Annotated in this window: 23 protein-coding genes and 1 riboswitch; of the genes, 16 read left to right on the forward strand and 7 right to left on the reverse strand. The window is 36.9% G+C overall.

The window, feature by feature from the left end:
- Window position 1 precedes the first annotated feature (1 nt).
- From ACIP9W_RS05760 to ACIP9W_RS05770, 3 genes are all read right to left on the reverse strand, one after another.
- Window positions 2-1270 carry a hydroxymethylglutaryl-CoA reductase, degradative gene (locus tag ACIP9W_RS05760; RefSeq protein WP_400787013.1) on the reverse strand — a complete coding sequence of 423 codons (1269 nt, stop codon included), beginning with the start codon at window positions 1268-1270 and terminating at the stop codon, window positions 2-4.
- Window positions 1271-1510: 240 nt separating this feature from the next.
- Window positions 1511-2071: a helix-turn-helix domain-containing protein gene (locus ACIP9W_RS05765; RefSeq protein ID WP_400787627.1), complete on the reverse strand. Its 561-nt coding sequence runs from the start codon at window positions 2069-2071 to the stop codon at window positions 1511-1513.
- Between the two features lie 209 nt (window positions 2072-2280).
- Window positions 2281-2778, reverse strand: coding sequence for a TspO/MBR family protein (locus ACIP9W_RS05770; RefSeq protein WP_400787016.1), 498 nt, complete (start codon window positions 2776-2778; stop codon window positions 2281-2283).
- Window positions 2779-3163: 385 nt separating this feature from the next.
- Here ACIP9W_RS05770 and ACIP9W_RS05775 point away from each other — a divergent pair, with 385 nt between their 5' ends.
- Both ACIP9W_RS05775 and ACIP9W_RS05780 read left to right on the forward strand, forming a co-directional pair.
- Entirely contained in the window at window positions 3164-4558 is a 1395-nt protein-coding gene (locus ACIP9W_RS05775; RefSeq protein WP_400787019.1) for a bifunctional metallophosphatase/5'-nucleotidase, read from the forward strand.
- Complete coding sequence (locus ACIP9W_RS05780; protein ID WP_400787021.1) at window positions 4522-5601, forward strand: DmpA family aminopeptidase; 1080 nt, start codon at window positions 4522-4524, stop codon at window positions 5599-5601. Before ACIP9W_RS05775 ends, ACIP9W_RS05780 begins: the two co-directional genes overlap by 37 nt.
- Before the next feature lie 165 nt (window positions 5602-5766).
- Here ACIP9W_RS05780 and ACIP9W_RS05785 read toward each other — a convergent pair whose 3' ends face one another.
- A complete protein-coding gene (locus tag ACIP9W_RS05785) occupies window positions 5767-7185 on the reverse strand; it encodes a sigma-54 interaction domain-containing protein (protein ID WP_400787023.1) in 1419 nt (472 codons plus the stop codon).
- A 297-nt stretch (window positions 7186-7482) separates the two neighbouring features.
- On the opposite strand from ACIP9W_RS05785, the gene ACIP9W_RS05790 reads away from it, so the two are divergent.
- From ACIP9W_RS05790 to ACIP9W_RS05810, 5 genes are all read left to right on the forward strand, one after another.
- Window positions 7483-8658, forward strand: a complete 1176-nt coding sequence (locus ACIP9W_RS05790; protein WP_400787026.1) for an aminotransferase A — start codon at window positions 7483-7485, stop codon at window positions 8656-8658.
- Window position 8659: 1 nt separating this feature from the next.
- A complete protein-coding gene (locus ACIP9W_RS05795; protein WP_400787028.1) occupies window positions 8660-8857 on the forward strand; it encodes a DUF3311 domain-containing protein in 198 nt (65 codons plus the stop codon).
- On the forward strand, window positions 8854-10332 hold the full coding sequence (locus ACIP9W_RS05800; RefSeq protein WP_400787031.1) for a sodium:solute symporter family protein: 1479 nt from the start codon (window positions 8854-8856) through the stop codon (window positions 10330-10332). The genes ACIP9W_RS05795 and ACIP9W_RS05800 overlap by 4 nt, the downstream gene beginning before the upstream one ends.
- 1 nt (window position 10333) lies before the next feature.
- Window positions 10334-11449: a M20 metallopeptidase family protein gene (locus ACIP9W_RS05805; protein WP_400787033.1), complete on the forward strand. Its 1116-nt coding sequence runs from the start codon at window positions 10334-10336 to the stop codon at window positions 11447-11449.
- A 251-nt stretch (window positions 11450-11700) separates the two neighbouring features.
- Complete coding sequence (locus tag ACIP9W_RS05810; protein WP_400787036.1) at window positions 11701-13773, forward strand: DUF4179 domain-containing protein; 2073 nt, start codon at window positions 11701-11703, stop codon at window positions 13771-13773.
- A gap of 72 nt (window positions 13774-13845) precedes the next feature.
- Here the strand turns inward: ACIP9W_RS05810 and ACIP9W_RS05815 are convergent, their stop codons facing one another.
- Entirely contained in the window at window positions 13846-14292 is a 447-nt protein-coding gene (locus ACIP9W_RS05815; protein WP_400787039.1) for a MarR family winged helix-turn-helix transcriptional regulator, read from the reverse strand.
- Window positions 14293-14625: 333 nt separating this feature from the next.
- Between ACIP9W_RS05815 and ACIP9W_RS05820 the strand changes: the two genes are divergently transcribed.
- The 7 genes from ACIP9W_RS05820 (at window position 14626) to thiE (ending at window position 20106) form a co-directional block, all read left to right on the forward strand.
- Complete coding sequence (locus ACIP9W_RS05820; protein ID WP_400787042.1) at window positions 14626-15078, forward strand: MaoC family dehydratase; 453 nt, start codon at window positions 14626-14628, stop codon at window positions 15076-15078.
- 86 nt (window positions 15079-15164) lie between these two features.
- Window positions 15165-15269: riboswitch (TPP riboswitch) on the forward strand.
- Between the two features lie 98 nt (window positions 15270-15367).
- A complete protein-coding gene (locus ACIP9W_RS05825) occupies window positions 15368-16645 on the forward strand; it encodes an acetylornithine deacetylase (protein ID WP_400787045.1) in 1278 nt (425 codons plus the stop codon).
- 30 nt (window positions 16646-16675) lie between these two features.
- Complete coding sequence (gene tenA / locus ACIP9W_RS05830) at window positions 16676-17359, forward strand: thiaminase II (protein ID WP_400787051.1); 684 nt, start codon at window positions 16676-16678, stop codon at window positions 17357-17359.
- Between the two features lie 17 nt (window positions 17360-17376).
- Window positions 17377-17898, forward strand: coding sequence for an energy coupling factor transporter S component ThiW (gene thiW, locus ACIP9W_RS05835; protein WP_400787054.1), 522 nt, complete (start codon window positions 17377-17379; stop codon window positions 17896-17898).
- Window positions 17867-18673 carry a bifunctional hydroxymethylpyrimidine kinase/phosphomethylpyrimidine kinase gene (thiD, locus tag ACIP9W_RS05840; RefSeq protein ID WP_400787057.1) on the forward strand — a complete coding sequence of 269 codons (807 nt, stop codon included), beginning with the start codon at window positions 17867-17869 and terminating at the stop codon, window positions 18671-18673. The genes thiW and thiD overlap by 32 nt, the downstream gene beginning before the upstream one ends.
- A gap of 16 nt (window positions 18674-18689) precedes the next feature.
- A complete protein-coding gene (gene thiM, locus ACIP9W_RS05845; RefSeq protein ID WP_400787060.1) occupies window positions 18690-19499 on the forward strand; it encodes a hydroxyethylthiazole kinase in 810 nt (269 codons plus the stop codon).
- Window positions 19489-20106 carry a thiamine phosphate synthase gene (thiE, locus tag ACIP9W_RS05850; RefSeq protein ID WP_400787063.1) on the forward strand — a complete coding sequence of 206 codons (618 nt, stop codon included), beginning with the start codon at window positions 19489-19491 and terminating at the stop codon, window positions 20104-20106. The genes thiM and thiE overlap by 11 nt, the downstream gene beginning before the upstream one ends.
- A 49-nt stretch (window positions 20107-20155) precedes the next feature.
- Here thiE and ACIP9W_RS05855 read toward each other — a convergent pair whose 3' ends face one another.
- On the reverse strand, window positions 20156-22300 hold the full coding sequence (locus ACIP9W_RS05855) for a type IA DNA topoisomerase (RefSeq protein WP_400787066.1): 2145 nt from the start codon (window positions 22298-22300) through the stop codon (window positions 20156-20158).
- A gap of 193 nt (window positions 22301-22493) precedes the next feature.
- A complete protein-coding gene (locus ACIP9W_RS05860) occupies window positions 22494-23390 on the reverse strand; it encodes a LysR family transcriptional regulator (protein WP_400787069.1) in 897 nt (298 codons plus the stop codon).
- A 129-nt stretch (window positions 23391-23519) separates the two neighbouring features.
- Between ACIP9W_RS05860 and ACIP9W_RS05865 the strand changes: the two genes are divergently transcribed.
- Together ACIP9W_RS05865 and ACIP9W_RS05870 are read left to right on the forward strand one after the other, a co-directional pair.
- On the forward strand, window positions 23520-24059 hold the full coding sequence (locus ACIP9W_RS05865; RefSeq protein ID WP_400787628.1) for a flavodoxin family protein: 540 nt from the start codon (window positions 23520-23522) through the stop codon (window positions 24057-24059).
- A 713-nt stretch (window positions 24060-24772) separates the two neighbouring features.
- A complete protein-coding gene (locus tag ACIP9W_RS05870; RefSeq protein ID WP_400787072.1) occupies window positions 24773-25597 on the forward strand; it encodes an ABC transporter ATP-binding protein in 825 nt (274 codons plus the stop codon).
- Window positions 25598-25698: the final 101 nt, after the last annotated feature.

The following is a 25698-nucleotide window of genomic DNA, read 5'->3' on the forward strand; positions in this document are numbered from 1 at the left end:
CTTATTCACCTCTTTGAATTGATTGAGTTATCTCTAAAATGCGGTCATATCTAAGATCTTTTTCTTTTACAGCTTGTGCCACGATTCTGTCTATATCTGACTTATTTGCCCCAGCCATTACTGCCAAGTTTCTTGCATGTAGTGACATATGACCTCTTTGGATACCTTCTGCAGATAGGGCGCGTAAAGCAGCAGCATTTTGTGCCAAACCTGCAGCAGCTATGCAACCTGCAAGTTCTTCAGCGGAACTGACTTTCATAATTTTAAGAGCGGCTTGTGCAACTGGGTGTGTTTTTGTGGCACCACCGACAATACCAACTGCCATAGGAAGTTCAATAGTTCCTGATAAGTTACCATCAGCATTAATCTCCCATGTAGTTAAAGATTTATAGTGGCCAGATATAGAAGCATATGCATGAGCCCCAGCCTCTACAGCACGTGTGTCATTTCCAGTTGCTAATACTACAGCGGAAATCCCATTCATAATTCCCTTGTTATGAGTGGCAGCACGGTAAGGATCGAAGTCTGCAAATTCGAAAGCGCTTACAATGTTTTCAACTATTTCTTTTCCTCCTAGGGCTTCGCTTGAAAATACAGCTCTTGCGCGAACTAATCGACGATCTGCAAGATTTGAAATGATACGAAGTACTACTTTTCCACCAGTAATTGTTTCAATAGTTGGTGTCACTGCTTCTGCCATCGTATTGACTGCGTTCGCTCCCATCGCGTCTTTTGTATCAACTATAAGATGAATTACTAGCATAATCTGATTAGTGGTAGGGATAATATGCACTTCTAAGTCTTTCGCTCCTCCACCTAAAGACACTAATGTAGGGTCTTTTTCATTACAATAGTTTAAAATTTCTTCTTTATGTTCAAAAATCTTTGCTCTTGCTGCATATGGATCCGAAATATTTAGTACTTGGATTTGTCCACGCATAATTGTTCCACTCATGGATGTATAAAAACCACCAAGATCATAAGCTGCTTTTGCTGCATTACTAGCTGCTGCGACAACGGAAGGTTCTTCAGTCGCCATAGGAATGAAAATATCTTTTCCATTTATCTTGAAATTAGTGGCAACTCCTACTGGTATACCAATTTGCCCTACGACATTTTCAATCATCGAATCTGCTAATTCCATCGATAACGGATATTCACCAGATAAAAAGTTTATTTCATTTTCTGTTAAATCGCACCCCTTTGTAACGATTTCAAATCTTTCTTTTGTAGATAGACGATAAAAACCTGGAATTCTAGAATTAGACATAAAGAACACCCCTTCTTTTTGTGTAGTAGTATTCAACATAGTTGAATACTACTACACAAAGGTACAATAATTATTATTGAATGTAAATACTTAATATATAATTTATTCTGAAAAAATCACTAGTAATGATATTAAAAAAGAAGGGGATTTGGTGAGAAGTCTACAAATAGCGAATTGATACTAGAACACTCTTGCTGATTTTATTTGTCTTTTCGACGATAAAAATCAGCATGGTAGTTATCAAAGTGCGTTTCCTTGAATGAATAAAGTTAAAACCTTTGCCTCGGTATTTTTATCGGCTGAAAGAAAAATGTGGGGGATATTCCCCTCGAAATATGCACTATCTCCTTGTTCTAAAAAATGTAATTCACCATCATAATATAAATTTATAGATCCAGATAGAATATAAATAAATTCATCTTCTATATGTGTAAATGGCTCTACTAAATCTGCTTCGGGCAGTACAGTAACTACTACAGGCTCTATTTTGCTAAACTGATTACGATTTGCGAGTGCTTCATATGTGTAGCCAATTTCTTTATTTCCAAGTCTTAGCTTTTTTTCATTGTTTTTTACGATGGATAATTTGCTTTGATTATTTGCCTCTAAAAACCAAGACAATGGTGCATTTAATTCCTGAGCAATTTTCGAAAGTGTCGCAACTGCTGGAGCAGCTTGCCCATTTTCAATTTTTGAGATATGGCTCTTTGTTAAATTACATTTTTCAGCCAATTCTTGTTGCGTAAAAGATTGATTTAATCTCGCTTCTTTAACTTTTTTCCCGATATGATGAAGATAAATGTTACTCTCCCCCTATGTACGTCTAAAATTTTGCTTTCTTTGATGAAATTGTTTCAGTTATTAAACAAATAATACTATTTTTTTTATAGAGAGTTAAGGGATTTAAATAATTTTCTCATGTTACCTAGATGAAATTATATTTCTTAAAAAGATCGGCATAAAAAAAGAGTTTGATAAACAAACTCCCCAAAAAATCTAGAACCGAATTTCTATTTGTTTAGTTTCCATATAGCGTAATTAAGACCGAGTGCAAAAGCAACCCATCCAATATACGGCACCATAAGTGCTCCGGCAGTGTTGTCTACTTTTTGAAACTCATATGCAGTTAAAGCTATTACGGCAAGCATAGCAGTCATTTCGATCAATGCAGTCCCTCGAAGACCCCAACGAAAAAATAAGAATGACCATAAGAAGTTGAGACCCAACTGTAATTCATATAAGGGGATTGCAGGTGTATTTTCTTTTGTGTGTTTAACTTTTTCATCCGCTCGATATTTTGCTATACCCATTATTGTATAAAGGGATGTCCATACGATTGGAAAGATAGGGGCTGGAGGAGCAAAGGAAGGCTGTTTAAGTTTTTTATATTTACTTTGTGCATTTCTATTAGCTAACCATCCTGTAACAGATCCACCTACAACAGGGACAAGAATACTAAGTGCTAATCGTTTTTTATTGAGACGTCCGTCTACTTTTAAAAATTCCATGTTACTTACCTCCTGATATTTAATACTCCTACTATTCCCTATTTCACAAAGGAAAACCAAAAAGTTATTTATGATATCTATTTTTATCCCGCATTAACGGGCAGTAAGAATCCCACTTCAAGATTAAAGAAAATCGAAAAGATAAGTGGGAGATCAACTGCTGGCATGCGCCCGATGAAATGATTCCAGACTAAGTACGCAACATCTGTGTGACCCACATCGTGTGGGACACAACTAACAATCAGTGGGGATGACGGGAACTAAAAGCGCAACGGCATCACTAGCTCGTCCTGTGCGTCGAAAAACCCCCCACTGATTGAAGTTTCACTTTATAGAATTATCAGAAATGGTAGAATGGAATAAATACTAAAATATGGGGGATCTCATGAGATTAAAAATTCTACATACAAATGATGTGCATAGCAATTTCGATAGCTTTGCAAAGGTTGCAAAACTTATCAAACAACATAAAGATGATGATACAATCTTGCTGGAAGGCGGCGATTTTGCCGATTTTAAAAGCATTGAGCTACAGGGTACAAGAGGAATTGCAGCAATTGAGCTACTAGAAAGTTTAGGCTATGATGCGCTCACTATTGGAAATAATGAAATGTTCAATGGGGTAGATACGCTTGAACATATGGCGAGTAGTAGTTCTTTTCCGTTCATCAGTAACAATTTATTCAAAAAAGACAAGACTGAGATTAATGGTGTAAACAAGAGTGTCGTACTTGAGAAAAACGGTATTCGTATTCTAATTACTGGTTCATCCCCTAATATGGGGGTTTTTAATGAAGGGCTAGGAATATATATGACCGATTATAAAGAAGCCATTATAGAAGAAATAGAAAGAAATGCAGGGAACTATGATATTTGTATCCTATTAAGCCATGTGGGGACATTTGCAGATGAGCCACTTGCGATGGAAATACCGGAAATCGATATTATTATTTCTGCGCATGACCATAAACTTTTTGCTGAAGCCAAAGTGGTAAATAATACGATTATGAATAGTGCGGGGAATTATGGCGAGCATTTAGGGATGCTTGAGCTGGAAATTAAGGAAGGGAAAGTGAAGCTGGTTAATTCCTCCACTATTTCTTCACTAGATGTAGAAAGAGATGAACAGATTTTATCCCTCTTGAAAACAAATAAAGAAAAAGCAATAGAAGCATTGAGTAAACCACTTTATAAGCTTCCTCAAGCTCTATGGCATGATGTACTGGAAGAAAATCCAATGACGAACTTAATAGCAGAGGGCTTAAAGGATATGCTTAAGTGTGATATCGGGCTTATTAACAGTGGTATTTGTAATGCAGGGATTTTTCATGAAATGACAAGGAAAAAACTAATTGAAATTTGTCCTTCTCCATTAAACCCAACCTCTTTCGAAATTCAAGGAAAGTATATAAAGGAAGCATTGGAACAATCTTTGGATGCGCAACTTTGCCTAGCGGATGGACGGGGACCGGGTTTTAGAGGGAAATTTACTGGTAGATTGCACATAGCTGGAGCGGAAATAGTACATGATGGTAAGAAGGTGCATAATATCTATGTGAACGAAATACCGCTTGAGGATGAAATGTGGTATACAGTGGCTAGCTCCGATTTTTTACAGCGTGGTTCTATATATGAAAGCCTCGCAAACAACCGAAACGAAAAATATCTTGCCGAAGAAATTAAAGATGTCATTCGTTTATATGCCAATAAAAATGATTTTGTCGAGAAAGCATATACAAATAGATGGAAAGAAACAGCCGAATTGGAGGTACTACTTTGAAACAAAACGAACCAAAGAAAATAAGGCAAAGAGGCGTAGTAATTGGACGTCTACCTGTCGGTGAAAAAAATTGCATTACTGATGTAGCGGATGTAAAAGTGGGACATGTAACACTAGACTATTCTCTGGGGGAAGGAGAATACGCTTGTACAGGAGTGACTGCTATTTTGCCGCACGGTGGTAATTTGTTTCAACAGAAAGTAGTTGGGGCAAGTTATGTATTGAATGGGTTTGGCAAAACGACGGGTCTTGTGCAAGTAGATGAACTAGGTCTTATTGAATCTCCTATTATGCTTACAAACACATTTGCTGTTCCAGCAGTTACACAAGGGACGTTGGAATATATGTTAGAGGGAAATCCAGAGATTGGAGACACAACGGGAACGATCAACTTGGTTGTCGGAGAATGTAATGATAGCAGGTTGAATTCCATTCGTAAATTACCAATCGAGCCGAAGCATGCAATAGAATCTATACAAAAAGCTTCAACGGGTGTTGCTATTGAAGGTGCAGTAGGCGCTGGCAAGGGAATGATTTGTTTTGGATACAAAGGTGGTATTGGTTCCTCCTCCCGTCTTGTTGGAGACTATACAATCGGTTGTTTAGTGCTTAGTAATTTTGGAAGAAAAGAAGAGTTTCAAAGTGATCACTATAGAGTGAAAGAAACGAGCTCTGTCCCGACATTCCCGAAACCAGCTGATGGTTCTATTATGATTGTTTTGGCAACAGATGCACCACTTAGCAGTAGACAGCTAAAGAGAGTCGCAAAAAGATCTGGTATTGGTCTTGGAAGAACTGGTAGTCATTTTAGTAATGGCAGTGGGGATGTAGTAATTGCATTTTCCACAGCAAATAAAGTCACACACTTTAACGAGGAACGCGCAGTAACCAGTGTTCAATTGAGAGATGATCATGCAATTATGAATGATCTGTTTCAAGGAGCTGCTGAAGTGACGGAAGAAGCGATATTGAATTCATTATCCCAGGCAATTACTACAGAAGGACGTATGGGAAATATTGCATATAGTTATTCTTTCGAATGAGTGTGTTTTAAACAATCTATCCGATAAGAAAAGGCTGCTATTGAGCAGCCTTTCATCATTAACAGGGAAAATTGACATATTAGTAGCTAGCTACGGCTATTTAAGATGTGGAATGAGAAGTTAGGCTGATATATTATCACTTTATCCACAATAAGTTTCTCAAATCTACTCATCAATCAATTCTTTCCCACTTATTCTCAAATTGTATTTTTTTAATCGACGAATAACATAGGATTGAGATACACCAAGTTTTGTGGCTGTTTTCCATGTGCTATTCGTGTCGTTATAGGTTTTAATGAGAATGCTTTTTTCAATCTGTTCTAGATAGCGTGGTAAACTCATTTCTTCTACGTTTTGAAGAAACATTTGCCCAGACTGCTGAAGAGGGAAGTCGCTTGGTAAATCATCGTTATCAATTTGTGGTCCAGCTGATGTAATCACTAATCGCTCCATTAAATTTTCAAGCTCCCGAATATTTCCTTCCCAACTGTAATTATATAGGGTATCCATTATATTTTTGGACAAAGTATGTTGGTGTCCATACTTTTGATTGAATTTTTTTAGATAAAAATTCAAAAGCGGAATAATATCTTCTCTTCTTTCACGTAGAGGGGGAATTTTCATCGGAAGGATATTTAAACGATAAAATAAGTCCTTTCGAAATGTTCCTTTATCGACGCGTTCCTTTAAATTTACATTGGTGGCTGCAATAATTCGCACATCTGCTTGTTGGACTTGGTTATCCCCAATCATCCGATAAGTTTTGTTTTGTAAAAATTGTAGAAGCTTCGATTGGAGTGGAAGTGGAAATTCCCCAATTTCGTCTAAAAACAAAGTTCCCTGATCAGCTGCTGCGATTAACCCAAGTTTTCCATTTGCATTGGCCCCTGTAAATGCTCCTTTTTTATAGCCAAATAATTCAGATTCGAGGAGTGATTCTGGGATTGCGGCACAGTCTAGATGAATAAATGGCTTATCATTTCGACTGCTCAGTTGGTGGATTCGATAGGCATAGGCTGTTTTCCCAACTCCTGTTTCTCCGTTTAAAAGAACTGTTGTATCGACATCCGCAATTTTTTGAGACCAAACAGAAATAGATTGGGCAGCTTTACTTTTTCCTACATAGAAATCTTCATCCTGTTCATTTTTTTGCAAGATTAGTTCGCGAATTTGCTGTTTATATAGTTGTAAAATAAACTCCACTTTTTCTAATTCATTCGATTGATTGATCGTTTGTGATAATTGTCTTGCATGCGTAACGACATATTGTATCTCTTGATTTTCATCTAGAATATAGTCCCCGGAAACTAGCAATTGAACATTATTGTGAGTAATTTGCGTGGTGCTTATAAACTGTTTTTGTTCGATGACAAGCCTTGCGATAGAAGGTGAAAATAAACCTTCTTTTTCCATCTTAAAAACGTTTTGGCCAATTAGTTTACCGACTGAAAAATTTTCTTCAGCAGCTTCATTCACCAACAATACATTCCCGTTTTTTTCGATAAGCCAAATGGGATCTTTTAATGTATTAAGAATCTTTAATAGTAATTGATCATCAAATTGTTGTAAGACCTTTGTTGTCAAAGTATTTCCCCCATCCGTAAGTAAATTCAGCATGCCAGAAAGATTTTAAATATTGAGTATTTGATTCTTAATCGACTCATTTTAAACGCTAATATAAGAAAATATAGCATATTACAAGGTGTATTTATATATATATCGCCATAGAATGAATCTATTTAGAATCAACGAATTAAATAAGAATCAAAATTTAAGGAGAGTTTTTTTAGAAAGTAATGATTTATCTGCATTTCTAAAGTTGGCACACTTCTTGCATATATTTAAAAATGTATGCAAAAAGGGATATAAGGGGAGAGCACCATGAAACATTTACTTAGTAAAACTGTAAAAGACATCAAAATTTCTGCCATCCGAGAAATCGGAAACATAGTGGCAAATGATCCTGCGATTATAAACTTTACAATTGGACAACCGGATTTTGTCACACCGGATTCTATTTTAGAAGCAGGAAAACATGCGATTGAAGCACGTAAAACCGGTTATACCCATAATGCAGGTGTGCTTGAACTTAGACAAGCTGCGTCTGACTTTGTGAAAAGACGTTATCAATTAAACTATAGCCCAGAAGATGAAATATTAATTACAATGGGAGCTAGTGAAGCATTGGATATTGCTTTTCGTACAATCTTAGAGCCGGGTGATGAAGTCATTTTACCTGCACCTGTTTATCCAGGTTATGAACCATTGATTCGTATGTGCTATGCAACACCTGTGTTTGTAGATACTCGTAAGAATAATTGTAAAATCTCAGCAAAATTAATTGAAGAAAATCTAACCGAAAAAACAAAATGCGTTGTATTACCGTATCCATCGAATCCTACAGGAACTATTTTGAACGCACAAGAGTTAGAAGAGATTGCAAATCTATTAAGAGGGAAAGATATTTTTATTGTTTCAGATGAAATATACAGTGAACTAACATATGGATTGAAACATATTTCAATCGCTTCATTCCCCGAAATGAAAGAGCAATGCATAGTTATCAATGGTTTGTCGAAGTCACACGCTATGACAGGTTGGAGAATTGGCTACACATTAGCCCCGGCTTATATAACAGACGAAATGTTTAAAGTGCATGCATATAACTGTGTCTGCGCAAGTTCAGTCAGTCAATATGCTGCCATTGAAGCGTTAAAACATGATTTAACAGAAGTGGAAGAAATGCGAAAAGCATATGAAAACCGTCGTAATTATGCTTATCAATGTATTACGGATATGGGTTTAGAAGCGGTTAAACCTGATGGTGCGTTTTATTTATTTGTTTCAATTGAAAAGACGGGTTTAAGTTCAAATGAATTTATCAATCGACTTGTCGTTGAAGAGAAAGTAGCCGTCATTCCTGGATATGGCTTTTCTGAATATGGCGAAGGGTATATCCGTATTTCGTATGCATGCTCAAGAGAGAATCTGGAAGAAGGTATGAAGCGCATGAAACGGTTTGTACAAACTTTATCTAAAGTAGAGGAGGTTATTTAATTTGAAACCATTATATTTTTTGGCGTTTATTCCTGTTGTGGCATTCCTTGTTGGTGTACCTTTAACGAATCAGATTGAACCTTATGTATTAGGGCTGCCTTTTTCAATGTTTTGGATAGTATTATGGGTTATTTTAAGTTCTTTAACTTTACTTATATTGTATAAGTTTGATCAACATGAAGATGAGGTGTCAGAATGAATATTTCATTGACGATTATGATAGCTGTTGTTATTTTTTGCATGTATACGGCGATAAAAGCAGGTAGAGGTAAAAATGACAAACTGGAAGAGTGGGCATTAGGTGGACGAGGTATGGGTGCTATCATTACTTTCTTCTTGTTAGCAGGGGAGTTTTTTACAGCCTTTTCTCTAACTGGGTTAGTGGGACTAGCCTATAATAGTGGAATTGCGACGCTTTATATCATGTCCTATATCTCGATTGCTTGTATTATTGGATATTTTATATTACCGAAGATTAGACGCTATAGTAAGGAGCATAATCTAATTTCACAAGGTGACTTTTTCGAGAAAAAATATAATAGTTCGTTTTTAGGGAAACTTGTTACAATCGTTGGTGCTATTGCCATTATTCCAACAATCGTAATGGCACTAAAAGGGATGGGATTGCTTGTGTCTGTCGCATCCTACGGGGCAATTTCTTCTACAGCAGCCATTTGGTTTGGAAGTATTATTGTCTTAATCTATACACTTATCTCGGGACTTCATGGATCTTCTCGTGTAGCTTTGGTAAAGGATGTTCTAATGTTTGGAGTCCTTTTATTTCTAGGTCTTTACTTACCATTCCATTTTTATGATGGCGTTGGATCAATGGTGAAAGAAATTGCAGTGGCTAAGCCAAATATATTAATATTTCCGGAAACAGGCTTAAGTCTAGTATGGTATGTCTCTACTGTTATTTTAATGTGTTTAGGTTTATATCTTTGGCCAAATTCATTCTTATCGACTTATGCAGCGAAAAATGACAAAGCCCTTCGTAAAAATACAATTTTAATGCCTTTATATTCCTTAATGCAGCTATTTGCATGTCTTGTCGGTTTAACTGCAATATTAGCGATTCCGACTTTAGCAGGCGCTGAAAGTGATTTGGCATTAATAAAGTTGGTGCTTGAAACATTTAATCCATGGTTTGTAGGGTTCATTGGAGCGACGGGATTATTGGCATCTTTAGTACCGTGTTCTGTCGCGCTTATTACCATTGGTTCGATGATCACTTCTAATATTTATATGCCGTTGAAACCAAATACTTCTGTTCGTAAGCAAATGAATATCGCTCGTCTTTTTGCGAGCATTGCAGCGCTTATTAGTCTATATGCATCATTAAATTCACATGGTGCAATCGTGTTCCTCCAATTAATAAGTTATAACTTTATTATGCAGCTATTCCCAGCGCTAATTTTTAGTTTGCAAAAGAAGAACTTTGTTACGATACAAGGCGCAATCAGCGGTATTGTCATTGGTGTATCATTGGCATTATATTCTGCAGCGACAGGGACTACTGTAGCAACGGTATTTCCAAATTTACCTTCATTTATTTTAGATATTAATAATGGTTTATATATGTTAATCATTAACTTAATCGTTACGGTAGTTGTCAGCCTTGCGACTCAAAAAGCGACAGCAACAAGTAAGAGATTAGAAAGTGAGACTGTATAAAATGAAAAACGAGAATTATGAATTAGCAAAAAAACTAAGACATGAACTACATCAACATCCTGAACTATCTAACGAGGAAGTTTGGACGAAAAAACATTTAATGGACTTTTTGGGAGCGAATACAAAACTAGAGATTATAGATAATGGAAGTTGGTTCTATTGCATATACCGGGCAGGAACTGATAAGCCAAATATTGCTTTCCGTGCCGATTTTGATGCGCTTCCAATGGATGAATATATCGAACTGCCATGGGGTTCTCAAATCCCTGGAAAAGCACATAAATGTGGTCATGACGGCCATTCAGCAACACTAGCAGGATTTGCGCTTGAGATCGATCAAATGGGTGCTGATAGAGATATTTTTTTCCTCTTTCAACCTGCAGAGGAAACAGGGGATGGTGCTATTCAATGTGTTGATTTCGTTAAGGAACACAATATTGATGAAATTTATGCCTACCATAATATGAGTGGATTCCCTTACAAGTCTGTTGGGATTATAGATGGCACAACGATGTGTGCATCTAAAGGGATGACCATACATCTAGAAGGTGCTCCTACTCATGCCAGTCAGCCAGAAAAGGGAGTCAATCCCTCTTTCGCTATCGGTAATATTCTCGGTGCGATTCCTAGATTCACCTCACCGGAAAAAAACAAAGGTCTTATCCTATGTACAGTTGTACAAATCGATGTAGGAGAAAAAGCTTTTGGTATTGCTGCATCCAAAGGAGATCTTCGTATGACGATACGTGCTCTTTACGAAGAGGAGCTAGATCGACTACAAGAAAACCTTGAAAACTTTGCAAAAGCCCAAGCAGAGGAATTCGGATTAAAAGTAAGTTTCCAATATAATGATGAATTTCCAGAAACGTTCAATCATAAAGAAAGTGCAGATAAAGTTCGTTTCGTTACAAAAGCCAAGGGAATAGAGTTAGTGGAAATGAAAGAAGCATTCCGTGGGTCAGAAGACTTTGGACACTATACAAAGTTGACAAAAGGTGCATTTTTCTTTATTGGTAATGGGGAAGATTACCCACATGTTCATACAAATGAGTTTGACTTCCGCGATGAACTGATTGAATCGGGTGTTGAATTATTCAAGGAATTAGTTAAATTATAATTTTATATCTGACTATTTAAAAGCTGAACTAATCCAATCGATTAGTTCAGCTTTTAAAATTCCAGACTTAGTTAAAGGTTTAACAAAAGGAAGAATTTTTATTAGATGGAATCTAGACACATAGACTTACGATTTACAAAGAAGTTTGTTATTCTATAAATAAATCATTATTTACAATCATCGTAATTTATAGAAAAATATTATATTCAAATGAAGTAAATGATTTGCGAACAAAAAGGGGGGACAATTGGATGATTACGGCAACAGCAAATTCTATTTCTATCGCTACCATTAGAAGAGAAGGTGGGGATTTAATCGTCGATTGGTTAAATCAGCATCAACAATCGTTCTATATACTCGGCTCTTGTTATCTCAGTAGTCCACAACAAATCGAAGAGATTTTTTACCGGACCATTTTATATGCCCAAAAGGAATTGCCTCGTTTTAAAAGTAAAATGCGATTCGAAACGTGGGTTACGTCCATATTCGTACATAACTGCCGAGAGGTTTCTCGGGATAAAAGTAAAGAAAGTGGAGCTCGTCAAGGTATCTTCAAAGCACTGGATCAATTGCAACAGGATGAGAAAGCAGCGATCGTCCTTACATACGTACAACGATTTACTCAAGAAGAAGCCGCTTATCTTCTCCAAGTTTCAGTGGGGAAGTTGAAAGAGTTGTTGACTTCAGGAATCCAGAAACTCAAAAATGAAGTATGGTCGGGTTCGAACTTTCATGGTTGTATGGAATATCAAAAGGATTATCTCGATTACTTAGAACAAACAATGGAACGCTCGAAAAAGATCGATTTAGAAGTACATATATACGGATGCCAACAATGTCAGGAGGAGTTGGCTGCCTTTCAGGATGTTATATCGACTCTATCAAATCTTACAGATAGAATAGAAGACTTGCATATGCCGACTGATCTCATGGAGAACATCAAAGAAAAGCTAAAAGAAAACGAGAAGTACAGGCAACAGAAGAATAAGAAACGTAAAAGAATGGGACTTGTTTTGGGCAGTGCATTCGCCATATTAATAGGTATAGGTTTTATTACAGGTACATTTGCCAACCTCTACTATTCATGGACAGAAGAAGATCCGGAATTGATCTCCTTTTTACAACAAGATCTTGGTCAAAGGCTGAACCTGGAAGCAGAAAACGAAGGAGTAAAAATTACGATAAAGAGCGTAATTGCAGATGATTTTCAGACACTCATATTTTATGAAATTGAAGATACAGTGGAAGACAGCCAATATATGATGAATTATGATAATGGAATGCTAGTAAAAAATGGATTTGAAATTATGAACAATTCAACATATCCAAGGTATTATCCTCCTGACCTAGAATCAGATGTCAATAATAGAGAAAAAAACGTGTATCGAGGAAAAGTTAGTATGTTGCCTCTTAATACCGATAGCGCAACAATCGAAATTCAAATTACAGGTCTTTATAAATTGATTCGTAATTCTTCTGAATCCCAAAATTTCATGGGCTATGAAAATATTGAAAATAAAACAGGAGAGTGGAACTTCGAGATACCTGTAACCAAAAAGCCTTCCACCGTGTATACCGTGGATGAAGTAATAGAAATAGAAGGAATTCCGATTCGATTTGAAAAACTAACCGTTGCACCTACAGCTACAACAATTCAATTTAGTATTAATCATGGTTTAACAGAAAAACGGATAAACAATCTTAACTTGAACAATCTAGAAGTGAATAATAAAAAGATGGAAGCGGATATGTATGGAAACTCTTATGTAGATTTACAGCAAGATGTGAATTGGACAACTTTTCAAACGCATTTTGACCCTCTTTTTGGAGAAAAACCAAAAGAGGTTAATGTTCAACTAGAATCTGCTAATTTAACGTTTGATATCAAAAAAACGATTGAATTGGATGATAACCGGGAATATCCACAAACTTTTGAATATGCAGGAAGTACAATCTCTATAGACAAGCAGGAAGATGAGCAGTCTACCAATATTATCATAAGTAATCGTGAATTGGAGAATCGAGCTTATGAGACGTTTCATTACAATTTTGTAAATGAGTATGGTGGGTCATCTAGTGCAATGGAGATGAATTCGGAGGCAGTACTTGTTGATAAAAATGGGGTAACTTACGAACTGAATCAACCTGATTTTAGATATGAAGAACTTGAACAACCTCGTTATTTCACTACGGTTGATAGTGCTAAGTTTTATAGTGAAAATGATATTCCAAAAAAAATGGAGATTTACGGATATCAAACAACGAAATATTTAGATGATGTTGTGAAGCTTTCTTTGAAATCACAGATCAAGGAAAAGAAATAAAAGATATAAATATTATCTGGCGCATTTCTTGTTACAGGAATGCGCCATTTTAAATACTTGTTTATCTGAGTCTTATTCGATAGATTCTTGTAAATTCATTAGCGTTTCTAACAAATTATTATATTGTTCCTTACCCATACCATTTTCAACTTTTTCTTGGATTTGTAACCAAATAGGTGTTGCTTCCTCTAATTTGGCAAGACCTATATCAGTTATATAAATAGTTTTTGTTCTTGAATCATTTTTATCTCTAGTAATGTTAACATAGCCGCTTTCCTTTAGGAGGTTCACATTACGAGTAATAGTAGTTTGGTCAAGCAACATAATCTCTCCTAGCTTGCTAATAGAAATATCTTTATGCCGGACGATGTTTACTAACATATAGTATTGAGTGACTTTCAAACCCGTAGGTTGCATTTGTTTTTCATAGGCTTGTGTTACAGTTCTTGCTGCTTTTCTAAGGTTGGCACAGGCACAAAATTGTATGATATAATCCATCTCACTGTTTTTGTCGGTCATCAAGCTTCTCTCCTTTATCATTCATTCACTAGATTTAATTAAAATAAAACATTCGCTTATTTATCTGAAAATTGCCTCTTGACAGATAAAGTTTTAATTTATACCATTATATATGTATATACATGAACTTGAAAAGAAATATGTCTTTTCATTTTCACTGTCTATCAAATATATGTATATACATATATTTTGAAAAAGGAGGATTTCCAAAGGTATACAAATGATTATGCCTTTTTTATGTAAAGCACTGACACTAATAATCTGCTCAATGAAGTAGTAAATAAGCTTAGTTTTTTCTACAAGAAAATAAATTTTATCGGGAGTGTGATTTAGTTGATTAAACAAGCTTTGTATTTAGAGGATTTAAAAGTAGGGGACACTTTTATCAGTGAAAAATATACTTTAAGCGCCGACAAAATCAAAAGCTATGCTCGTGAGTTCGATCCCCAAGTTTTCCACTGTGATGAGGAATTGGCGGAAAATACTTTTTTCAATGGATTAGCTGCTAGTGGCTGGCATACTGCATCGATTACGATGAAATTGTTGACAGAGAGTTTGCCTTTTGCTCAAGGGGTGATTGGAGCTGGCGGAGAGATTAACTGGCCGCGACCTACTCGTCCAACAGATGTTTTATATGTTAAGAGCACAATTAAAGAGATCAAGCCTTCTAAATCAAAGCCCAACCAAGCCATAGTAGTAGTGGAGAGCGAAACACTAAATCAACATAATGAGGTTTGTCAACATTTGCAGGCTAAACTTTTAAGCTTTAAAAAGAGTGAAGATTAGCAAGTATAGTTATACAAGTATTTAGCGAAACATTCTTGTAATTCTAAATAGTTGTGTTAAGATTTAGATGCATGAACAATTAAATAGATGACTGCTAGGGGAGCCTATTATAGGCTGAGACACATCATGGATGTAAACCCTTTGAACCTGATCTAGTTAATACTAGCGGAGGGAAGCAGCTGGGCCCCTACTGTCGTTCGTTTAGTTTAATTATGTAGAAAACAGCCGCTTTCCGTTTATGGAGAGCGGTTTTTTGTTTAGAAAAATATTGCTTGGAAGGGGAAAAGCAATGGAGAAAGAAATACAAAATCGAATTATTAAAGCAGTAAATGAACGTAAAGAGGAACTCCTTCTGATACTGGAAGAATTAGTTGGATTTCCAACAGTTAGTCCTCCTGCAAGAAATACAGAGGAGATCCAAAATTATATTGCCAACTTTTTAGAAGCACACCAATTTGAAACCGATAGTTGGGATGTGTTTCCAAATGATCCGAATGTAGTAGGAATAAAAAGAGGAGCAGATGGATTGCATTATCACAGTCTAATCATTAACGGACATATTGATGTGGCAGAAGTTGGGGATGAGAGTGCTTGGACTGTGCCAGCATTTAAGCTAACAAATAAAGATGGATATGTATTTGGCAGAGGTACCTCTGATATGAAAGGTGCAATGGCCGCAACGTTATTCGCTGTCAAACTATTTAAAGAGTTAAATATTGAAATAAAAGGTGATCTACAAATTCAGTCTGTTATTGGAGAAGAGGCGGGAGAAGCGGGAACGCTTTCTTGTATAGAAAGAGGATATACGGCTGATTTTGCTCTAGTAGTAGATGGAAGTGATCGTCAAATTCACGGCCAAGGTGGAGTAATAACTGGTTGGATAACGATTAAAAGTAAGGAAGTTTTCCATGATGCCATGCGGATGAAAATGTTGCATGCAGGAGGATTAATAAAAGGCGCAAGTGCCATAGAAAAAATGATGAAAATTATTGCTGGTCTTCAAGATTTGGAGAGACATTGGGCAGTAACAAAACAGTATCCTGGATTTGCTCCAGGCACAACAACGATAAATCCAGCGGTTATTGAAGGTGGCAGGCATGCAGCTTTTATAGCAGATGAATGCAGACTTTGGATTACGGTACATTTTTATCCGGATGAAACGTACGAATCAGTTACTACTGAAATAGAAAATCATTTAAACCAAGTAGCGATGGCGGATCCTTGGTTAAGAGAAAACCCTCTTCAATATCGTTGGGGTGGAAAATCTATGATTGAAGAAAGAGGAGAGATATTTCCGGCATTAAAAATGGATGTGGAACATCCAGCAGTTTTACTACTGGCAGCGTGTCATGGGCAGATAGACAAAAATCCAGTCCAAATTGGGATGTCCAAATCTGTTACTGATGCAGGCTGGCTTGGACAAGCTGGAATTCCGACAGTTATTTATGGTCCAGGAAAACTGGAAGAAGCGCATTCGGTTAATGAAAAACTAAATATAGAGGAACTACTCTTGTTTACTCAAACTCTATTGTTATTTATTTACCAATGGTGCAATACCAAAAAATAAAAGAAACCAATATTTCAGGAGGTATATCTTATGATTTCTACAATGAAATTTAGTGAACGATTATTTGAAAATGTAAAACCAATTTGGGCGAAGAATCATCAACATCCATTTGTGCAGGAATTAGGGAAAGGAACATTGGCTGAAGAAAAGTTTATTCATTATATGAAGCAGGATTATGTCTATCTATTAGACTATTCGAAGCTTTTTGCGGTAGGAGTTCAAAAATCACTTGATTTAGAAATGATGACCAACTTTTCTAAAACCCTTCACGATACACTCCATTTTGAAATGGATTTACATCGTGCTTTCGCTGCAGAGTTTGGCATTTCTAGAGAGGAGTTAGAAGCTACTAAGCCAACTCCTACTAATTTAGCCTATACACGCTATATGTTAAATGTTGCTCAAAATGGTTCGCTTGTAGAATTAGTTTCCTGTTTACTCCCTTGTGCTTGGGATTACTGGGAAATTGGGAAGCTACTTCGCGCACAATATGGGGATAGTTTGTCCACAAACAAATATGCAAAATGGATTGAAACATATGATTCCGAAGAATTTGCAGCTGGCGCAAAGTGGTTAATCCAGCTAATGGATACGTTAACGGAAGGTAAACCCGAAAGAGAACTTTCTCGGATCGAAGAGCATTTTCAAATGACGTCTAAGTTCGAGTATCTATTTTGGGAAATGAACGATCAATTAGAAGAATGGCCAATCTAAGGTAGAAGGTGAAAAGAATGAATAAAACAAGAAAGCTAACTTTGACATCGGTCATTATTGCGATAACGACCATATCTAGTCATCTCATATTTATACCGGTTGGTTTTGCTAAGATTTTCCCAATCCAGCATTTCGCAAATGTACTTTTGGCTGTGTTGTTAGGTCCATGGTATGCAGTTGGGGGAGCATTAATCGTTTCTACTTTACGAAATTTATTGGGTACGGGCTCTATTTTTGCTTTTCCAGGAAGTGTAATTGGCGCACTTCTATCTGGTTTCTTGTATTCAAAAACGAAAAAGCTTGGATTTGCATTTGTTGGAGAAGTTGTTGGTACTGGAATTCTCGGTGCCATTGCAACGTACCCAATAGGCGTCCTTCTATTTGGAAAAGAACTAACACTTTTTGGATTTGTGCCAGCCTTTATGTTTAGTTCGTTTACCGGAGCCTTTTTAGCGTTTGGATTGTTAAAAGTGATGATGAAAAACAAAATGATGGGAGGATTATTACATGAAAACAGTGCTTACAATAGCAGGATCTGATTCAGGAGGAGGAGCAGGTATCCAAGCGGATATTAAAGCAATTTCTGCAAATGGGGCATTCGGAATGTCTGTCATTACGGCGGTGACTGCCCAAAATACAAAAGAGGTGCGCTCTGTTCAACAAATTGATTTGAATATCATTCAAGACCAATTAGAAGCAGTCTTTGACGATATTCAAGTCGATGCAGTGAAAATTGGGATGCTTGGAAATGTTAAAACAGTTCAGGTGGTAGCAGAAGCATTAAAAAAATATAAACCTAAGTATATTGTAGTAGATCCAGTAATGATCTCAAAAGGTGGCCATTATCTTTTGGAGAAATCTGCAGTGGAAGCTTTAAAGGAAAAAATACTTCCTCTATCATCCATCGTCACACCAAATATTCCAGAAGCGGAAGTATTGATAGGTAGAACATTGCAAACGGAAGAGGAAATGTATAAAGCGTGTGAGCAAATAATGGAGATGGGGGTGGATGCTGTACTGATAAAAGGGGGACATTTGATGGGGCCTCCAAATGATCTTTTCTACAATGGAGTGGACTTTCATTGGTTAAAAGCGAATCGAATTCAGACAAAAAATACACATGGATCGGGCTGTACATTATCTTCTGCAATTGCAGCAAATCTAACAAAAGGCTTTACTTTACTTGAAGCGGCGACATTAGCAAAACAGTATATAACTACTGCGATTAAGCATAGTTTGTCTTTAGGTTCAGGACACGGACCGACACATCATTTTTATGATTTATATGAGAGTTCGAAAATGGGATTGAAATAGATAGGAGAAATACTAGATGAATAGAAAAGTAGTAAGTGACTTATTCTCACTTGTCCGCAGTCGAAACCCACTCGTACATCATATTACCAATATGGTGACAATCAATGATTGTGCAAATGTAACCCTTGCAATTGGAGCTTCTCCTGTAATGGCAACAAGTGTTGAAGAAGTAGAGGAAATGGTGCAATTAGCAAACGCACTAGTGCTGAATATAGGAACAATTCAAGCTGAGACTTTTTCTGCAATGCTATTAGCTGGGAAAGCTGCAAATGAAAAAGGAATCCCCGTTATATTTGATCCGGTCGGAGTAGGAGCTACAACGTATAGAAAAAAGTTAGCAGGAGAACTAGTAGAAAAGATAAAAGTAGCAATTATTAGAGGGAATGTAAGTGAGATAGATTCACTAATTGGTGGAAATGGGAAAACACGTGGTGTAGATGCAGGGAATAACTCATTGGATAGTGAAGAACTTGCGAAGAAAGCTGCAAATCTTTTTTCATGTATTGTAGTAGTGAGTGGAAAAGTTGATATTATTTCTAATGGAAAAGAGATTGTTCAAATTGAAAACGGCGATATATGGTTAACAAAAGTAACAGGTACAGGATGTATGACAACCTCCTTAATAGCTAGCTTTGCAGGAACAACAGATGATTATTTTTCTGCGAGTATCGCGGGAATGTCAGCAATGAGTTTAGCAGGAGAGCGAGCGAGAGGAAGACTTTCTGAAGGAGCCGGAATTGGCCAATTTAAAGTTAAATTGATGGATGAGATTTTTCAGTTAGATGAAAATATATGGGGAAAAGAGGTCTCTATTCTTGAATCTTGATATGACATTGTATTTAGTGACGGAAGAATCAGTACAGATCGATTCATTGTTAAAAGTAGTGGAGCAAGCAATCAAAGGTGGCGTGACGATTGTACAACTCCGGGAAAAAAGTAGTTTAGGAAAAGTATTTTATGAGAAAGCAAAGGCAGTAAAAGAACTGTTAGATTCATATAATGTTCCGTTAATAATAAATGATCGAATAGATATAGCGATTGCAGTAAATGCAGCAGGAGTGCATATTGGACAGTCTGATTTACCTCTTGCTGTTGTAAAGAAAATCGTCCCTAAATCATTTATTATTGGAGTTTCAGCTGGAACTCTAGAAGAAGCGAGGAATGCGGAAAGGGATGGAGCAACTTACTTAGGAGTGGGCTCTGTGTTTCCAACGGGTTCGAAAGAGGATGCGAAGCTATTACCTCACGGAGTACTGGAAGAAATAACGAAAACTGTTTCAATCCCTGTCGTGGCGATCGGTGGTATCGCAATAGAGAATGTCGATACATTGCAACATACAGGAATTGCTGGTATTGCTGTAGTGTCTGCGATAATGAATGCAGATTCCCCTTCACTTGCAGCGGAAAATTTTTTAGAAAAGATTAAGAAGTAGAAAAAAGAGGATATCCTTTATATTTGATAGGGACATCCTCTTTTTCTATTTATTCTTTTGCAAAATCTAACTTTACTTTACCTTCTACGAAAGTAAGGCTAGCATTAAACGTTTGTCCGTTTTCTGCTACGAAACCTTTTATTTCATTTGTCTTGCCTTTTGTACAAAGAAGTTTAATCTGGCTTGGGGTAATCTTTTTCTTTAAAAAGAAGCCATTGAATGTTTGAGTACAGCCGTTTTTGTATTCTGTGCAACCATAAAAACTTTTATGGGCAATTATGGACCCTTTTTTACACTTGGGACAGGTTACAATAGGATCTCTCTTGAATTTCGAATCATATTTTGATGCTCGAGGAGCGAGTTTTATATCAATATTTTTTGTTTTTAATTGATTCGGGACTTCTTGTAACAAGCTTTGAATAAACTTTGCGATGCTACCAAGAAACCGTTCCTGTGAACCTTCTCCATTGCCGATTTTTCGCAAGTATGTTTCCCATTTTGCAGTCATAGATGGGCTTGCAAGAAGATTTCCTTCAATTGCTTGGCAAAGAACACGTCCCTTATCAGTAATAGACACGATGTTTTTCGTTACATTAATATAGCCATGTCGTTTAATAGTTTCAATAATCCCACTTCGAGTAGCTTCTGTTCCAAGACCTTCAACTTCTTTTAAAATATCTGTTTCATTTTTATCCTCCACAAGTTTTCCACAAGTTTTCATCATCGCGATGAGTTGACCTTCTGTGTAAGGTTTTGGAGGTTGGGTTTTTCCTTCTTTTATTCCAATATTACTCTCTACTTTTTCTTGTTCAATTAAAGGAGGAAGTGAGGGTTCTTCTTTTTCTGTTTCTTTAGAAGAACGAACAAATAATGCCTTCCAACCTTTATCGCGCTCTGTTTTACCGGTAGTAAAGAAAGGTAATTCGTTTACATCGGTTGTCACTTTTGTTTCCGTATATAAATAATCGGTATGAAACATAGCGAGTGTCGTGCGTACGATTTCTTCGTATAGATTTCTTTCAATATTAGATAACCCCGCAAGCTTAGCTTGTGTAGGTAGTTTTTTGGTCGGTATAATTGCATGGTGTTCCTGAACTTTTGAATTATCCACATAACGCTTTTTAGGCACGAGCGAAGCAACAGGGAAGGGGTGTCCAATAAGCTGTTGATATTCCGATACTTGTCCAGCAAGATAAGAAAACTCACTTGTGGTTATAAAGCGAGAATCCGTTCTTGGATACGTCACAAGCTTCTTTTCATATAGTCCTTGCATCGTCTTTAAGACATCTGCCGGGCTCGTTTTCCACAAGCGATTGGCAGTTGCTTGTAATGTGGACAAAGAATGGAGCTGCGGTGGTGGCATTCGTTTATCCAGCTTTTCCACAGAAGTAATAACTCCAGGTGAGTTTGGATGGATATGATGTTTCGAGAGCAGTGCTTGAATGATTTCTCTTTTTGGCTCTTTTGCTTTTGCTTTTCCTTTATAGGTCCCATGCTCTGCTGTAAACATTGCTTCAATCTCAAAGAACGGTTCTGAAACAAAGTTTTCTATCTCCATTTGTCGTTGATAAATTAAATAGATCGTTGGCGATTGAACACGTCCGATTGGAAATACTTCTCGAATACCCTGCGATTGCAGAAGGAGAGAATATAACCTTGAACCATTCATCCCTACAAGCCAGTCACTAATTTGACGGGCTTTCGCTTCTTCATACAACAGAAGATCTTTGCGATTGTCCTGTAGATTAGCAAATCCTTTTTGAACTTCTTCAACTTCCAGTGAATTTATCCACAATCGTTTAATCGTTTTTCCTCTCGCACCTGTTTGGTTATATATACTATAGAAGATATTCGAACCTTCACGGTCTACGTCGCATGCATTAATAACAGTATCTGTCCCTTTTATGAGCTTCTTCACAATCGTAAACTGTTTGAATTTACCCTTTGCCACTTGGAATTCATATCGGTTTGGTAAAATTGGCAAACTGTTTAGCGACCATTTATCCCATTTCGGATCATATGCTTTTGGTTCTTTCAATTCTACTAAATGACCGATTCCCCAAGTTATATATGCTCCTTCAGGGAAGATTGGGCATGGGTTTATTTCTAAAAATCCCTCGTGGCGCTTAACAGAAAAAGCGTCTGCGTATGCCTTTGCTTGGGATGGTTTTTCGGCTAGGATGACAGGTTTCATAGCGGCACCTCATTTCGGGTAAAATAGAAACGTTCGTTCTTTTATTATCGCATAGATTAAGAAGGTTTTCTAATGCAATGGGAGTCTTAATTTTATTAATTCAGACATGATAGGTTATTTCATCATCCGCCTATGGGAGAAGGGGACCCTTTACTTGAGAGAGCATTAAAAGCGATTAGGGTTTCTCAGCGCTTCATGTAAAAGCTTTAAAGGTTTCATGAGTTAATCGTATAAATGCTTGTAGAGGAGGAGTCATCAACTTATCTTTGTGCCAAGCAATCTGAGTAAAAACTGGTGTTGAGGTATTTAGCCAAGCCAATTCCTTCATTTTCCCTGAACGGATGTCAGACTCGATTGCCATTTCAGGTAGTACGGCTATACCCAATCCTGCAATAACACATTGTTTTATGGCCTCTATACTTCCGAACTCGTATTTATTTAATGGGTAGACCTTCGCTGAACGAAGATTGTCTTCTAATAGAGTTCGATAAGAACACCCAGTTTCAGTAAGCAAAAAGGTTTCTTGTTCTAGATCTTTTGGACAAACTTCCTTTTTTACAAGCAATGGATGATCAGGAGCAACAACTAATTTGATATTTTCTTGTATAAGAGACTCTATTTTTAAGGCATCTCCTGGTTTCAATGCATCCATGATAAATGCAATATCGAGCAAACCCTCCAGTAATTGCTTTCTAGCCATTTCGTCGGAATGTGCAGGCTTAAAAATGACTTTGACGTTAGGATATGTCTTCTTAAACTCCATGAGGATGGGAGGAAGCCGGTAAGTGCACTGGCTTTCCTGTGCCCCAATTGTAAGAGTCCCTGATAGTTCTTCATCTCCTCCAACAGCCATCTTTGCCTCTTCATTCAGCCTAATCATTTTATCAGCGTATAATTGAAACTTTCGCCCGGCTTCTGTCAAAATTAAGCGTTTACCTAGACGTTCAAACAACGGTGTTCCCAGTTCGGATTCAAGCGATTTCATTTGTGCTGTTACGCTCGATTGAGCAAAATTCAACATTTTAGCAGTTTGGGTAAAGTTCAGAGTTTTAGCTGCTATCTGAAAGGTAATAAGATGTTTGTTCTCCAAATGTTTCACCTTCTTAAATCGTATTTTACGATTGATTCAATCAAAATAATCCGTTTTAATGATTAATGTTTTCATTATATAATGGAAACTATAGAATAACAAATTCGCGATAAAGTGGAGGGATTTATGATGACCATAGCAGTTCTGTACGGAGGAACTCGTCCAAACGGCAATACAGAGACATTAACAAAGAAGGCGATTCAAGGATTGGACGTGGAAGAGATATATTTGAAGGATTATTTGATTAAACCGATAGAGGATAAGCGACATGCTGAGGAAGGGTTTACGAAAATCGATGATGATTATAATTCAATCATTGATCGCATACTTCAGCATGATATTCTTATTTTTTCTACGCCGATTTATTGGTATACCATGTCGGGAACGATGAAAAATTTTATTGATCGCTGGTCTCAGACATTGAAAGACGCACAGTATCCTGATTTTAAAAATCAAATGGCTCAAAAAAAAGCATATGTGATTGCAGTGGGTGGAGATAACCCATACGTGAAAGGCTTACCACTAATTCAACAGTTCCAACATATTTTTGATTTTATGGGAACAAGTTTTGGAGGATATATTATTGGAGAAGGTAACAAGCCGGGGGACATTCTTCAAGATATGCAAGCATTATATGCGGCTAGCCAATTTCAGAAAAGTATACGTTAGTAAATCCTGTGTTACTAATTTGGAGAATGGTACTACGAAATGCACATAAATCCAGCTATTAATCTGGTTATGTGCATTTTTTTATTGGTTAGTAAACTATAGAAGGTTTAGATATGTGGGAGCTTTTTTCAAGTAGAATTATAGGGAAACTGCGTCGTAAGAAATTTTATTAGGTGACCACTAAGAATTTAGCACGGCGACGCTTCGCTTTCCGCGGGCTCGCGCCACCGCACTAAAACCCTTCAATTAAGTAGTTGCAGAATAAGTATCTCCAGAAAATGGATAAGGGCAACCAAACAGCAGTGAAAGCAACCAGTCGTAGCCTGAGAGCAACCAAACGACTGTTGAGAGCAACTAGAGGCAGTCTGAAAGCAACCAAATCCCTCTTGAGAGCAATCAATTTCATAAAACAAGTTTTCTTGAATCGAGACGCAGATCACTACCGCGCAGTTTCCCTATTCTGTGCGTTATTGCATTTTATCGTTCTCATGAGCTTAAATTGGCCAGTGACAGGTGCCTAGCAACCTTGTTCCTTTATGCATTCTCTTATAAGAGTTTTTACTAATCTACTCTTCTATAATTTAAAGTAGATTAACTTGTGTATAATATATAGTGATAAACGAATATTCACAATGATCAAACGAATATATTCTGAGCAACATTGCACAACTCAAGGTGAAGTATGAAATTATTTCAAATATGGGGGAAAGGCTATGGACAGAGTTATTACTTTTAAGGATGTATCATGGAGAAGAAGTGGTCAGGAAATATTAAGTCAGATTAACTGGGAAGTAAAAGAAAATGAGCATTGGGCCATTCTAGGGTTGAATGGTTCTGGAAAAACATCATTATTAAACATCGTCAATGGCTATAACTTTCCAAGTTCAGGAAACGTTTCAGTTCTAGGCAATAAATTTGGCAAGACCAACCTACCAGAGCTACGGAAGGATATAGGGTATGTGAGCAGTTCATTAGAGAGGTTTTCTCAAATTTTAGAGCGTGAAACAGTAGAGGAAATTATTGTTAGCGGTAAATTTGCCTCATTTGGTTTATACGAAAAAGTGTCAAATGAAGACTGGAAAAAAGCGGATGCTTTACTTTCTGCATTGCGTTTAGATTATTTGAGTGGAAAATCATATAATTTGTTGTCACAAGGAGAGAGAAGAAGGGTACTTATTGCTCGGGCTTTAATGAGTGATCCAAAAATTCTTATTCTCGATGAACCATGTACAGGTTTAGACGTATTCTCCCGTGAAGAAGTATTATTTTTAATGAATGAGATTGTCCAAAACGATTGTCATTTACTTTATGTGACCCATCATATTGAAGAAATTGTGGATGTCATTTCGCATGTGATACTTCTTAGAGACGGAAAAATAGTTGCTTCGGGACCAAAGGAAGAAGTTCTGACAGATGAACTATTATCAGAAGCTTATAAAATGCCGGTAAAAATTCGTTGGGAAGAAGATCGTCCATGGCTAACGATACAAAAGGATTTTGAAAAGATAAAGTTTAGTAATGTAAAAACTTTACTATAAAAGTATAACTATCATATTTCGAGGATGGTTGGCTCACTCCCAGACGGAAGAGGGGGCTGATGTCTAAAATAAACAGAGTGCCACACAAGTTTACACAGCTT

Origin of the sequence: Psychrobacillus sp. NPDC093180, from assembly GCF_044754065.1 — a bacterium.
Classification (GTDB): Bacteria; Bacillota; Bacilli; order Bacillales_A; family Planococcaceae; genus Psychrobacillus.